Origin of the sequence: Streptomyces sp. NPDC092370 (assembly GCF_044755265.1) — a bacterium.
In the GTDB taxonomy this organism is placed as follows: domain Bacteria; phylum Actinomycetota; class Actinomycetes; order Streptomycetales; family Streptomycetaceae; genus Streptomyces.
The window spans coordinates 695,119-708,511 of the sequence record NZ_JBIVQO010000002.1 but is presented as its reverse complement, the minus strand read 5'-3'; the positions used below and the strand labels follow the sequence as shown (position 1 = coordinate 708,511).

The 13,393-nt window shown below is 72.4% G+C and carries 9 protein-coding genes and 1 pseudogene; 8 read left to right on the top strand and 2 right to left on the bottom strand.

Translation table 11 applies throughout. The features are described 5' to 3' along the window. Positions 1-395 precede the first annotated feature (395 nt). Positions 396-2,000 carry a carboxylesterase/lipase family protein gene (locus ACIQHQ_RS09780; RefSeq protein WP_402611256.1) on the top strand — a complete coding sequence of 535 codons (1,605 nt, stop codon included), beginning with the start codon at positions 396-398 and terminating at the stop codon, positions 1,998-2,000. Between the two features lie 266 nt (positions 2,001-2,266). Here ACIQHQ_RS09780 and mmuM read toward each other — a convergent pair whose 3' ends face one another. Further along, complete coding sequence (mmuM, locus tag ACIQHQ_RS09775; RefSeq protein WP_402611254.1) at positions 2,267-3,178, bottom strand: homocysteine S-methyltransferase; 912 nt, start codon at positions 3,176-3,178, stop codon at positions 2,267-2,269. 132 nt (positions 3,179-3,310) lie between these two features. Between mmuM and ACIQHQ_RS09770 the strand changes: the two genes are divergently transcribed. From ACIQHQ_RS09770 to ACIQHQ_RS09750, 5 genes are all read left to right on the top strand, one after another. After that, positions 3,311-4,714 carry an amino acid permease gene (locus tag ACIQHQ_RS09770; RefSeq protein ID WP_402611252.1) on the top strand — a complete coding sequence of 468 codons (1,404 nt, stop codon included), beginning with the start codon at positions 3,311-3,313 and terminating at the stop codon, positions 4,712-4,714. A 9-nt stretch (positions 4,715-4,723) separates the two neighbouring features. Beyond that, positions 4,724-5,839, top strand: a complete 1,116-nt coding sequence (locus ACIQHQ_RS09765; RefSeq protein ID WP_402611251.1) for an aminoglycoside phosphotransferase — start codon at positions 4,724-4,726, stop codon at positions 5,837-5,839. Between the two features lie 23 nt (positions 5,840-5,862). Next, positions 5,863-6,690, top strand: coding sequence for an MOSC domain-containing protein (locus tag ACIQHQ_RS09760; protein WP_402611249.1), 828 nt, complete (start codon positions 5,863-5,865; stop codon positions 6,688-6,690). A 558-nt stretch (positions 6,691-7,248) separates the two neighbouring features. Beyond that, on the top strand, positions 7,249-8,370 hold the full coding sequence (locus ACIQHQ_RS09755) for a family 43 glycosylhydrolase (protein WP_402611247.1): 1,122 nt from the start codon (positions 7,249-7,251) through the stop codon (positions 8,368-8,370). 1 nt (position 8,371) lies between these two features. Continuing rightward, positions 8,372-9,784, top strand: coding sequence for an RICIN domain-containing protein (locus ACIQHQ_RS09750; protein WP_402611246.1), 1,413 nt, complete (start codon positions 8,372-8,374; stop codon positions 9,782-9,784). A gap of 9 nt (positions 9,785-9,793) precedes the next feature. Here ACIQHQ_RS09750 and ACIQHQ_RS09745 read toward each other — a convergent pair. Further along, positions 9,794-10,348: pseudogene (locus ACIQHQ_RS09745) on the bottom strand (polysaccharide lyase family protein); the annotation flags it as partial. A 157-nt stretch (positions 10,349-10,505) separates the two neighbouring features. On the opposite strand from ACIQHQ_RS09745, the gene ACIQHQ_RS09740 reads away from it, so the two are divergent. Together ACIQHQ_RS09740 and ACIQHQ_RS09735 are read left to right on the top strand one after the other, a co-directional pair. After that, entirely contained in the window at positions 10,506-11,588 is a 1,083-nt protein-coding gene (locus tag ACIQHQ_RS09740) for a rhamnogalacturonan acetylesterase (RefSeq protein ID WP_402611244.1), read from the top strand. A 79-nt stretch (positions 11,589-11,667) separates the two neighbouring features. Next, positions 11,668-13,350 (top strand): DUF2264 domain-containing protein, encoded by a 1,683-nt coding sequence (locus tag ACIQHQ_RS09735; protein ID WP_402611242.1) that lies wholly within the window; start codon positions 11,668-11,670, stop codon positions 13,348-13,350. Positions 13,351-13,393: the final 43 nt, after the last annotated feature.

The window sequence follows — 13,393 nt, the reverse complement described above, 5'->3', positions numbered from 1 at the left end:
GCCGTCCGCCCTGCCGCAGCCGGGGGCCGGCCCTCCGCGTCCCAGGTCACGGTCTGGAGCGCGGTCTCCCGGCGGAGCGGGCAGCGGGGCCGTGCGGGGTGTGCAGCGGACGGGGTGCCGGAGGACGGAGCAGCCCTCGCGCCGGGCGTCCCGACCAGCTTGCCGTGCCCGGCGTCCTGCAACGGCACCCCCGGGTCGTCCCGGGTGGTCAGCGGCGGCCGGTCGTCGACTGCGCAGGGACCGGTCGGTTCCCCGGCACGAGCCTCCCGCCCCGGGTTCGGCACGCCGATGTGCGCCACATGGCGGAATCACCCGCCCGTGCACGGGAATACCGGGCCACCATGAGTTGCTCTGATCTCCACGGTGCACGAGCGCGGTGAGGGGCTGGTGGACGTATGACGGCAGACCAGGCGGACCCCGTGGTGAGCACGCCCCACGGTGCCCTGCGGGGCCGGTACGAGCGCGGGGTCGCGGTCTTCCGCGGCATCCCGTACGCCGCCCCGCCCTTCGGCCCCCGCCGCTTTCGCCCGCCCGTGCCGCTGCCGCCCTGGGACGGCGTCCGCGACGCCGGCGCCTTCGGCCCGACCTCGCCGAAACCGCCGTACTCCGACGCCTTCGCCCACTACCTGTCCGACCCGGTCGTGCCCGGCGACGACTGCCTCAACCTCAACGTCTGGACGCCGCAACCCGACACCGGAGCCCGCCTCCCCGTCCTTGTCTGGTTGCACGGCGGTGCCCTGACCAGGGGCTCCTCCGCCGTACCCGTGTACGACGGTCACGCCTTCGCCCGCGACGGCGTGGTCTGCGTCTCCATCAACTACCGGCTGGGCGTCGAAGGGTACGGGCTGTTCCCGGACACGCCCCCGAACCCCGGGCTGCGCGACCAGATCGCCGCACTGACCTGGGTGCACGAGGCCATCGAGGCGTTCGGCGGCGATCCCGGCCGCATCACCCTCTCCGGCCAGTCCGCCGGAGCCATCAGCGTCGGAGCCCTCCTCGCCGCCCCGCAGACCCAGGGGCTGGTGCGCCGGGCCGTCCTGCAGAGCGGACCGCCGGAGGCGTCCGAGCGGGCCAAGGTACGGCGGATGGTGCGCCGGATGGCCTCCCGGCTGAAGATCCCCGCCACCGCCGAGGCCTTCGCGGCCGTCGACCGCGACCTGCTGCTGCGCACCCAGGCCGAAGTGGGGAGACTGGGCAGCCCGGTGGTCGGCGGACCCGCCTTCGGCCTCGTCGTCGACGGTGACGTCGTCCCGCGCGACCCGCTGGAGGCCCTCACGGAGGGCGGCGCCGCCCCGGGCGTCGAACTGCTGCTGGGCTGGACCCGCGACGAGCACCGGCTGTGGCTGGTGCCGGGCGGGCTGCTGGAGCGCGTCGACCGTCTCGGAGCCGTCGCCTTCGCCGGTGCCATGGCCCGCTGTCGCTGCGGAAGCGAGGTGCCGCGCGGCTACCGCACCCTGCACCCGGAGGCGGGCACGGCGGACATCGTCGGCCAGCTCGTCACCGACCACCTGCTCCGCATCCCCCTGCACCACCTGGCCGACGCCCGGACGGATCCGTCGTACGTCTACGAGTTCGCCTGGCCCTCGAACCTGCCCGGCCTCGGCGCCTGCCACGCGCTGGAGCTGGGCTTCGTCTTCGACACCGGAGACATCGAGGAGTCCCGGAAACTGGCGGGGGAGGGGGCCCCGCAGGATCTGGCCGACGCGATGCACACGGCCTGGGTGCGGTTCGCGACGGACGGAGACCCGGGCTGGGAGCGCTGGAACGGCGAACACCCGGTGCGGGTCTTCGGAGACCGCGCGCCCGACGCCGAGGACGGCCTGGCCTACACCGCCCACGGCCCCCGCGACCGTGAACTCGCCCTCTGGCGGGCCGACGCCCTCAGGCCCCCGGAGCCCCCGCCCGTGCCGATCCCGTCCGACGGTTCGCCCACCCGCAGCACGGAACTGCGATCGGCCGTACGACTCCTCCGCCGCTCCGGGGCCCTGCGCCGGCACTGACGTCCTTCACGCCGCCGGGCGGGCCGTACGGCCGGCGCGACCGGCAAGGCCCCGCCGAGTCCCTCACCACCACGTGCGTGCCCAGCAGCAGGTGTTTCGAAGCCGCTTCGGTGGCTGCGACGGGTCGGCCAGGTGGGCGCCCGGGGTGTGCTCCACGGCTCCGTGCGGACGGCGAGGCGGCCCGGTGCCCCGGAGGAGACGTGGACCGTCGGCAGGGCGGGATCCGGTCCGCGCGCAGGGCCCGGCCGGTCCGGGACGCCGTCGCCCTACGCCGCTTCCAGCGTCCCCGCGATGTCCGAGATCCCCTCCGGGCCCACCCGGCAGCAGCCGCCGATCAGCCGGGCCCCCGCCTGCCGCCAGCCCTTCACCTGGTCGGCGGTGAAGGTGGAACGGCCGGTCCAGGCGCGTGCCCCGGCGTCCCAGGTCTCGCCGCTGTTGGGGTAGACGACGACCGGCTTGCCGGTGACCCGCGCCGCGGTCGCCGCCGCGGCCTCCACGTCCTCGGGGGCGCAGCAGTTCACCCCGACCGCGATCACCTCGTCCGCCTCCGCGGCCAGGGCGAAGGCCTCCTCCAACGGCTGCCCGGCGCGCGTGCGGCCACCTGCGACGGAGTAGGTCAGCCAGGCCGGTACCCCGAGCCCGCGCACCGCCCGCAGCAGGGCCGTGGCCTCGTCGGCGTCGGGGACCGTCTCCAGCGCGAGGACGTCGGGCCGGGCGGCGGCAAGCACCTCAAGGCGCGGCCGGTGGAAACGCTCCAGTTCGTCCACGCCCAGCCCGTAGCGCCCCCGGTACTCCGAACCGTCCGCGAGCATCGCCCCGTACGGACCGGCCGAGGCCGCCACCCACAAGGGCCGCGGGACCCGCGCCCGCCGGGCCGCCTCGCGGGCCGACTCCACGCTCAGCGCCATCAGTTCGGCGGCCCGGTCACGACCGATCCCGCGCTTGGCGAAGCCCTCGAACGTGGCCTGGTAGCTGGAGGTGATCGCCACGTCCGCACCCGCCCGGAAGTAGGCGAGGTGCGCCTCGGTCACCGCCTCCGGCTGTTCGGCGAGCAGCCGCGCGGACCACAGCTCGTCGCTCAGGTCGTGCCCGGCCGCCTCGAGCTGGTTGGACATGCCGCCGTCCAGGACGACCGTCCCGGCGGCGAGGGCTTCGGCGAGGGTGAGGGTGCTGGTCATGACGACGACGGTAGTCGAGGAACCGTGCCGGACCCCAGCCACGTATGTCCATTGTATGAACAGGTCGACCAGCATGTGGGACAGCGAGTTACGATCACGGCCCTCCCCCCTTCCGCTCGTACAGGAACGCCCATGACCGTCCCCCGCCCCGCCGAGGCCGCCGAACCCGTCGGCCCCGCATCCCCCGAGCCGGCCGCGGCCACCGGCGTGACCCCGCCTCGCCGCCGTACCTTCGGTCTCGCCGCCGCCACGGCCCTCGTCATGGGCAACATCATCGGCGGCGGCATCTTCGCCCTGCCCGCCACCGTCGCCCCGTACGGCACGGTCAGCCTGCTCGCCTTCCTCGTGCTGTCGGTCGGAGCCGTCCTGCTCGCCCTGCTCTTCGGCCGGCTGGCACGGCGCAGCCCGGTCACCGGCGGCCTGTACGTCTACCCGCGGGACGCCTTCGGCGAGTTCGCCGGATTCCTGTCGGCCTGGTCGTACTGGACGATGTGCTGGGTCAGCATCGCCGCCCTGGCCGTCGCCGTCGTCGGTTACGTCGAGGTCCTGATACCCCTGCACGGCAATCACGCTCTCCAGGCAGCCGTCGCCCTGGCCGCCCTCTGGCTGCCCGCCGCGGCGAACTTCGCCGGCACGCGCTGGGTCGGCACCGTGCAGGTCGTCTCCACGATCTTGAAGTTCGTGCCGTTGCTCCTGCTCGCCACGATCGGCCTGTTCTTCGTCGACGCGGACAACTTCGGCCCGTTCAACGCCTCCGGCCAGAGCGTCTCCGGCGCGCTCGCCGCCTCCGCCGCGCTGCTGCTGTACAGCTTCCTCGGGGTCGAGTCGGCCGCGGTCAGCGCCGGCGAGGTCCGTGACCCCGAGCGCACGGTCGGCCGGGCCAGCGTCCTCGGCACCCTGGCGTCCGCCCTCGTCTACGTCCTCGGCACGGTCGCCGTCTTCGGCCTGGTCCCGCACGACCGGCTCGTCGAGTCGGGCGCCCCCTTCGCGGACGCGGTCGATGCGATCACCGGGGGCGGCTGGGGCGGGGCCGTCATCGCCCTGGTCGCCGTCGCCTCGATCACCGGCTGCCTCAACGGCTGGATCCTCATGGCCGCGCAGATGCCCTACGCCGCCGCCCGCGACGGTCTCTTCCCGGCTCCGTTCGCACGGCTGGGCAAGGGCGGCGTCCCCGGTTTCGGCGTGTGGGCCTGCGTGATCCTCGGCTCGCTGCTCATCGCCCTCAACTACACGGCCGGCCCGGACACCACCTTCCGCGTCCTCGTGCTGATCACCACGTTCACCGGCTGTGTGCCGTACCTGCTGTCGGCGGCGGCGCAGCTGTACTGGCTGGCCCGCGGCACCCGCGAGCGCGTCCGCCCCGCGGGCCTCGCCCGGGACCTCACGGTCGCGGCCCTCTCCTTCGGCTTCTCGTTCTGGCTGATCGCCGGTGCCGGGTACGCCGCCGTCTACCAGGGCGTGCTGTTCCTGTTCGCCGGTATCCCGGTGTACGTGTGGCTGCGGGGACGCAAGGACACGGCGGAGGCGTCGGCATAGCATCGGGGGATGCCCGAGGTCGCCGCAGCGCATGCCGAAGTACGTGAGGTCCTGGGAGTCCCAGCCGGCCGGGCGGTGTTCGAGCCGCTCCCGCACAACCCCTGGAACGGCGTCACGGCCGGGGTGTGGCGGGTCACCGGCGGCGACCGCTCGGCCGTCCTGAAGGTGCTGACGCGGACGAGGGAGACCGGCGTCGCCTGGTCGGCGTCCAACGACCCGCGCCACTGGAACTTCTGGCGCCGCGAGGCGTACGTCTACCGGTCCGGCCTGGCCCAGGTCTGGAAGCGGCACGGCATCCGCGCGCCCCGGCTGCTGGAGTGCGCCGAACGCCCGAACGGTGACGTGGCGTTGTGGCTGGAGGACGTGCCGGGCGAACCGGCGACCGCCTGGTCCCTCACCCGCCACGTCGACCACGCCCACCGCCTGGGCGCCGCGCAGGGCGCGGTCGGAGCGGGGGAGGACACCCCCTGGCTGTCGCAGGGCTTCCTGCGGGAGCACACCTCGGGCAAGACGACGGGCGAGGCCCTGCTCGACGACGAGGCGTGGCAACACCCCCTGGTCCGGCGGCACTTCCCGCCCGGCCTGCGCGAGGACATGGTCCGCCTCCACCACGACCGCGAGTGGTTCCTCACAGTGATGGAATCGCTGCCCCGCGCCCTCTCCCACCTCGACCAGCGGCCGGCGAACCTGCGCTCCGACGGCCCGGGCACCAGCGTCCTGTTCGACTGGGCGTTCAGCGGCGACGGCGCCCTCGGGGAGGACCTCGGCCATTACCTGCCCGACTGCGTCGTCGACCGGTTCGTGCCCGCCGCCGACCTGCCGGGCCTGGCCAAGGCGGCCTACGACGCCTACGTGCACGGCCTGCGCGGCAGCGGCTGGAGGGGCGACGAACGCCTCGTACGACTCGGCGTGTGCGCCTGCGCGGTGAAGTCCGGCCGGCTCACGGCCCTGATGCCGGCGCGGGCTGACGAGGAGCGGGCGGCCCACGGCGGCGCGGGCGCCGTCCCGGCCGAACTCCGCTACCGGGAGAGGGCCCTGGCTCTGGAGTTCCTGGCCGAGTGGGCCGCCGAGGCCCGGCTGCTGGCTTTCCGGCTCGGCTTTCCCGAAGCCCCCAGCGGCCGCTGAAACGCGGAAGGGAACCGGAGGTCATGGCCCGAGTCGTCGAGCTGTCGTACTACCCCGTCAAGGGCTGCGCCGGGACGTCGGTACGCGAGGCGCTGCTGACGCCGGCCGGACTGGCGCACGACCGCAGCTTCATGGTCGTCAGCGAGGAGGGCGTGTACCGGACGCAGCGCCGGGATCCGCTGCTGGCCGTCATTCGCCCCCTGATCGCCCCGGACGGCGGCCACCTCACCCTCACCGCACCCCAGGCCGAGTCCCTCCACCTCCGGGTGGACACCTCCGGCACCCGGCGGAAAGTGGACCTGTTCGGAACCGCTTACCGGGGCATCGACCAGGGTGACGAGGCGGCGGACTGGCTCTCGGAGCGGCTCGGCGCGCGGAGCCGTCTGGTGCGGGTCCCGCCGGAACACGACCGGGTGACCGACGGCCTGACACCGGGCACCTCGGGCTACGCCGACAGTTGCGCCCTGCACGTCATCTCCCGCGCCACCCTGGACCTCCTCGACACCAAGCTCACCGACCGCGGTGCCCGCCCCCTTCCTCTCGACCGTTTCCGCCCCAACCTCGTCATCGACGGCTGGGCGGACCCCCACACGGAGGACCGCGCCCACCGCCTGCGCATCGGCACCACGGAACTGGGCTACGCCAAGCTCGCCATCCGCTGCGCGGTCACCCTGGTCGACCAGCAGGCCGGCACCCGGGCGGGCCCCGAACCCCTCCGTACCCTCGCCAGCTACCGCCGCGCCGCCCAGGGCGGCGTCGCCTTCGGCACGAAGTACGCGGTACTGCGGCCCGGCAAGGTGGCGGTGGGGGACGAGGTGGACGTCACGGTGTGGGGCGAGTCCGAGCTGTGACGCCGGAACTCAGGCCGCCTGAACGGAGTCCCCGCGGCGGCCGGTCCACACGGCGAACACGGATCGACGGGCTTTGACGAGCTGTTCGACGGGCACCGTCAGAAGAGCGGCGGGGACCTCGTCGTCCGGCAAGGCGCCGGTGTAGGCAACGGCTTGGGCGGGAGACGACACGGGCAGCTTCCCGCGCAGGGCGCGCCGACGAGCGTCACGTCCCGGCCGGCCAGCACGTCGGCCGTGACGTCCCGGGCGCCGGCGGCCACCGCCGCGGGAGCGGTGACCGGGGAAGCGACCGCCGCGAGGACGCCCGCGGCCGCTGCCGTGGTGTGGGTGAGGCTGCGCACATGACCGGAGACGGGCCATGTCCCCGCCGATAACAGAAAATTCGGCGGCTGGTGTTGCCGAAACACACGGGACGTGTTCGTCCCGTCAGACCCGTTGACCTCCTCGTGCCACCCCCTTACCTTTTCGGCGTTCGTAATGACAGATGGTGTTCGAAATTTCAGATGTCGTTGAAACGACAACGCCGTGTGTCCCCAGTGAGAGGCAGGCCCCCTGCGCATGAGCCGCGACCGCGACCACGCTCTGCCCGAACCCCCCAGCCGTAGACTGCTGTTGAAGGGTGCCGCAGCCGCCGGTGCCCTGGCCGCCGTCCCCGCCCTCCCCGGCGTCGCCGAGGCGGTACCCCGGACGGAAACCGCTGCCGAGGCCCCCGGCGGGTACCCGAAGCCGGACCCCTTCGTGAACCCCCTGGTCCGCAACCGTGCCGACCCGCACATCCACCGGCACAAGGACGGTTTCTACTACTTCACCGCCACCGCCCCCGAGTACGACCGCATCATCCTGCGCCGCTCCCGCACCCTGAACGGCCTCGGTGCGGCGGACGAGTCCGTCATCTGGCGGGCCCACGCCACCGGCCCCATGGGTGCCCACATCTGGGCACCCGAACTGCACCGCATCGGCGGCAAGTGGTACATCTACTTCGCCTCCGCGCCCGCCGAGGACGTCTGGGCGATCCGCATATGGGTGCTCGAGAACGCCCACCCCAACCCCTTCAAGGGCACCTGGGTGGAGCGGGGCCAGGTCAGGACGGCCTGGGAGACCTTCTCCCTGGACGCCACCACCTTCACCCACCGGGGCAAGCGCTACCTCGCCTGGGCCCAGCACGAGCCCGGCCTGGACCACAACACCGGCATCTTCCTCTCCGAGATGGCGAACCCGTGGACCCTGAAAGGCCCACAGGTGCGGCTGTCCACCCCGGAGTACGACTGGGAGTGCATCGGCTTCAAGGTCAACGAGGGCCCGTACGTCCTCAAGCGCAACGGCCGCCTCTTCATGACGTACTCGGCCAGCGCCACCGACTTCAACTACTGCGTGGGCCTGCTGACCGCCGACGCCGACAGCCACCTCCTGGACCCCGTGAGCTGGACCAAGTCACCGACCCCGGTCTTCACCAGCAACGACACGACCAAGCAGTACGGCCCCGGCCACAACTGCTTCACGGTCGCCGAGGACGGCCGCACCGACGTCCTCGTCTACCACGCCCGGCAGTACAAGGAGATCAACGGCGACCCGCTGAACGACCCCAACCGCCACACCCGCGTCCAGAAACTCGGCTGGAAGCGCGACGGCACCCCCGACTTCGGCGTCCCGGTCGCCGACACGGTGAAAGTGAGCGACTGACATGAGACGTGCGTACGCCACCCTCCTCGCCCTGTGTCTCGCGCTGTTCGGCGCTCTCGCCACCGGCGGGCCCGCCCAGGCCGCGCCCCAGACGATCACCAACGGAACCCAGTTCACGGACACCTCGGGCAGCCCCGTCCACGCGCACGGCGGCGGCGTCCTCAAGGTCGGCAACTACTACTACTGGTTCGGCGAGCACCGCAACGCCGACAACACCTTCCGGTACGTCGACGCCTACCGCTCGACCGACCTGAAGAACTGGGAGTTCCGCAACCACGTCCTGACCGAGGCCAGTGACCCCGAGCTCGCGACCGCCAACATCGAGCGGCCGAAGGTCATGTACAACGCCTCCACCGGCAAGTTCGTGATGTGGATGCACAAGGAGAACGGCACCGACTACAGCCAGGCCCGCGCGGCCGTCGCCGTCTCCGACACCGTCGACGGCAACTACACCTGGAAGGGCAGCTTCCGGCCGCTCGGCCAGCACATGTCCCGTGACATCACGGTCTTCGTCGACACCGACGGCGCCGGCTACATGATCTCCGCCGCCCGTGAGAACTACGACCTCCAGATCTACCGCCTCACCGCCGACTACACGGGCATCGCCGGCCTGGTCGCCAACCCCTGGCCCGGCGGCCACCGCGAGGCGCCGGCGCTGTTCAAGCGGGGCGGCGTGTACTTCATGCTGACCTCGGGCGCCACGGGCTGGAACCCCAACCAGCAGCAGTACGCCACGGCCACCAGCATCGCCGGCCCCTGGTCGGCCATGAGGAACATCGGCGACTCGACGACGTACGGTTCGCAGACCGCGTTCGTCCTGCCCGTGCAGGGCACCTCGGGCACCTCGTACCTGTACCTGGGCGACCGCTGGGGCAACTCCTTCGGCGGCACGGTCAACGACTCGCGTTACGTGTGGCTGCCGCTGACCTTCTCCAACTCGACCACGATGTCCATGTCCTGGACGCCCGAGCTCACCGTCGACACGGCCGCCGGGACCGTCACCGGCACCAGTGCCACGTACAACACGCTGATCGCCCGCCACTCCTCCAAGTGCGCGGACGTGACGAGCCAGTCGCTGTGGGCGGGCGCCCAGCTCAAGCAGTACGACTGCAACGGCGGCAGCAACCAGAAGTACTGGTTCAAGTCCGTCGGAAGCGGCTACTACCAGCTGATGGTCAGGAACAGCAGCCTGTGCGTGCAGGAGAACACGAGCACGGTCACCCAGGAGAACTGCGCCTCCGCCGCGGCGAGCCAGCAGTGGTCGCTGACCACCACCGGCTCGTACGTGAACGTCAAGTCCCGCGCCAGCGGCGAATGCCTCGACGTGAACGGCGGGTCCACCGCCAACGGTGCCGCGCTCATCACGTACACGTGCAACGGCGGCACCAACCAGCAGTGGACACGCGGTACCTGACCCGCCCCGGGCCGGCAGGTCGATCGCGTCGACCGCCGTCCCGGCGCTGAGGAACCCGCCGGCCCCGTCCCGCTCACCACGTCGATCCTGAGCACGTCGTACCGACTCGGGTCCGTCTTCCAGGCGGACGCCGGAACGCTGTACGTGAACATGTGGTTGTTGCCCCGGTGGGAACCGTTGGTCAGCGACCGGGGTTCGGCCGGGTGGGCGGGACGGGATGCCGAGGTTCGGGTGCCGTTGACGTGACCTGGGGCCGGCCGTTCGCGTAGGCCGTCCTCACCCTGGTGCGCGGCGGCCGCCGGCCGGACGTACACCAGGTCCCGCTGTCGACGTCCTTCCAGAGGTGGCAGGGGAAGGCCGCCGTCTCGCCGCTGCCGATCACCACGTTCCCGGTCCAGCCGCGGCCCGCACGCCCGACGGATGCGCGTACGTCATCAGGTCCGCGATCATGCGGCCCGTCGGCGTGCCGTTGCAGTCGCCGATCCGCCGGATCGCGTCCGCGTTCGACGTGTCGTAGGAGGCGGGGATCGCGAGCGTGCTCAGCGTCGTCGTGCCGGGGCGGGTGTCCGGGAGCGCGGGTGGTAGTTGAATCGATTTCTCGAAAGTGCTTTCACTCAGGTGCGGGCGGAGATCGGTGAATGCCGCTCGGGGACTAGAAAGCGCTTGCCCAGACCGGTACGGTCCCCCTCCAGGTCTTGTCGATCGCGGGGAGGAGCCTGGAGTGAGACGTTTCAGCAGCACCGTCGTGGCGGCGGTGACCCTGGGTGCCGTGTTGTCGTCCGCGCCCGCCCACGCGGGCGAGGCGAGCCGAGGACCGGGCCTCGCCCACTGCGCCGCCGGCACCTGCCACTTCGATGTCCCGCCGGGCACCTACGACGTCCGGGTCACCCTCGGCGGCAAGACGGCGTCCAGCACGAGCGTCGGCGGTGAGACCCGCCGATCCCTGCTCCCCGAGACGGTCGCACCGGCCGGCAAGCACGTCACGCGCAGCTTCACGGTGAACGTCCGCACCCCCGAGGGCGAGCCCACCGGCCCCGAGGGAACACCCGGCCTCGACCTGCGGATCGGCGGCTTGGCCCCGGCCCTCGCCGGCATCAGGGTCACCCGGGCCCTCCCCCGAGCTCTCGGCTCCGCTCGAGCAGGGGGGACCCCCATCACCCGCCAGATCCTCCTGGTCGGCGACTCCACCGTCTGCGACCAACCCGGCGACCCGTACTCCGGCTGGGGCCAGCAACTGCCCCAGTACCTCCGCAAGGGTGTGTCCGTCGCCAACTACGCCGATTCCGGGGAGAGTACGGTCTCGTATCTGGGGAACCCGAAGCTGTGGGCCACCGTACGGCCCCTGATCCGCCCCGGCGATCTGGTCCTGGTCCAGCTCGCCCACAACGACAAGACCACGGACGAGGCCACCTACCGGGCCAACCTGGAGACCCTGGTGGCGGGTGTCCGGGAGCGGGGCGGACAGCCGGTCCTTGTCACTCCCATCGTGCGGCGCTGGTTCAACCCCGACGGCACGCTGAACAACGGAACCGCGCTCCTGGTCAACGGCCTCGGTGTCGACCACCCGGCCGTCATCCGCTCGGTCGCCGCGGCGCACGACGTCCCGCTGATCGACCTCACGGCCAAGACCAAGGCGCTGGTGGAGTCCCTCGGCGCGGAAGGCTCCAAGGCGCTGTACCTCACCAACGAGGCGCGGGACAACACGCACACCTCCGTGCGCGGTGCGACGGCCTACGCGGGCCTCGTCCGCGACGAACTCGTCACCCGGCACCTGGTGCCGAAGGGCACGGTGCGGGTGGGATGAACTCCTGGGGCGCCCCGACCGGAACCGGGGCGTTCCAGGTCTGATCCGTTCCGACCGGCCCGAGCCCGAAAGACATCCGATGCAGCTGCCTCCCGCCGACCGCACGACGTCCCCGTTCACCGGATACACCCGCGCCCACTGGGAGGCGGCGGCCGACTCCCTGCTCCACGCCGTCGAGCCGTACGCGAGCGAGGACCGCGCGCTCTACCACCTGCCCGGCGGCCGGACGAGCTGGTCGGGCCGCCTCTCCGACGGACTGGAGGGCTATGCCCGCACCCTGCTGCTCGCCGCCTTCCGCCGCGACGAGAAGGCCCTGGAACGCTACGCGGCCGGCCTCGCCGCGGGCGTCTCGGGCGTCTGGCCCCGCATCGAGGACCGCAGCCAGCCCCTGGTGGAGGCGGCGTCCGTCGCCCTGGCCCTGCGCCTGACCCGGGACCTGCTCTGGGACCGCCTGGACGAGGGCGTACGCCAGCGCACGGCGGACTGGCTGGCCGACGCCCTCACGGCCGAGCCCTGGCCCTGCAACTGGGAGCTCTTCCCGGTCACGGTGGGCGGCTTCCTGGCCGAGATCGGCCACGAGCCGGACGCCTCCCGCGCGGCGATCGACCGCGGCCTGGAACGCATCGAGCAGTGGTACGTGGGCGAGGGCTGGTACACCGACGGCGACGGTCGCAAGTACGACTACTACAACGGCTGGGCGATGCACCTCTACCCGGTGCTGCACGCCTGGCTGGAGGACGACGAGCGCCTGCTGGACCTGTACGGCGACCGCCTCTCGCGCCACCTGCGTGACTACTCCCGGCTCTTCGGCGGCGACGGCGCCCCCCTGCACCAGGGCCGTTCCCTGACGTACCGCTTCGCGACGACGGCCCCGCTGTGGCTGGGCGCGCTGACCGGCCGTACGCCCCTGCCCCCCGGCGAGACCAGGAGGCTGGCCTCGGGCGCGCTGAAGTACTTCCTGGAGCGGGGCGCCGTGGACGACCGCGGCCTGCTCTGCCTCGGCTGGCACGGCCCCGACGAGTCCGTCCTGCAGGGCTATTCGGGCCAGGCCTCCCCGTACTGGGCGAGCAAGGGCTTCCTCGGCCTGCTGCTGCCCCCGGACCACGAGGTGTGGACGGCACCGGAGGAACCCGGCCCCGTCGAGCGCGGGGACTTCGTCACCCCCGTCGGTCCGCCCAACTGGCTGCTCCAGGCGACCCGTTTTGACGGCGTGGTCCGCCTCCACAACCACGGCAGCGAGGACGTCCGCTACGACCCGTACTACACGCGGCTCGCGTACTCCACCGTGACGACGCCCGCCGAGTCGTACGACAACAGCGTCCTGGTCGCCGGGGACCCGAGCCGCACCGGTATCGAACCGCTCGGCGTGGGCGACGGATGGGTGGCGTCCCGGCACGCGGCGGGCGGGGGAGCGCGGGTGACGAGTGTGGTGCTGGCACGCGGGGCGGTGGAGGTGCGTGCGCATCTGGTGGTGGGCGCGAAGCCGGGGACGCGAATCCGTGTGACCGGCTGGAGCGCACCGGACGGTGTCCGGGCGGAACTGTTGCCCGCGGCCGGCCTCGACGAGGACCTCACCGGCGTCACGACCGGGGACTGCACCCTGTTCGTCGCCCTGGCCCGGCTCACCGCCGAGGCGGATCCGGCTCCACTGGCCGAGACAGCAGCCGTCACCGCTGCCACGGACGCCGGTTTCACCGTCCGCTGGAGCGAGGGACCTGAGGTGCGGGTCCGGCTGGACGGGGCCGGGGTGAACGTCGACTGAGGTCTTCGCGGCCGGTTCGCCCCGCGGCCGCCGTAGTTCGGCC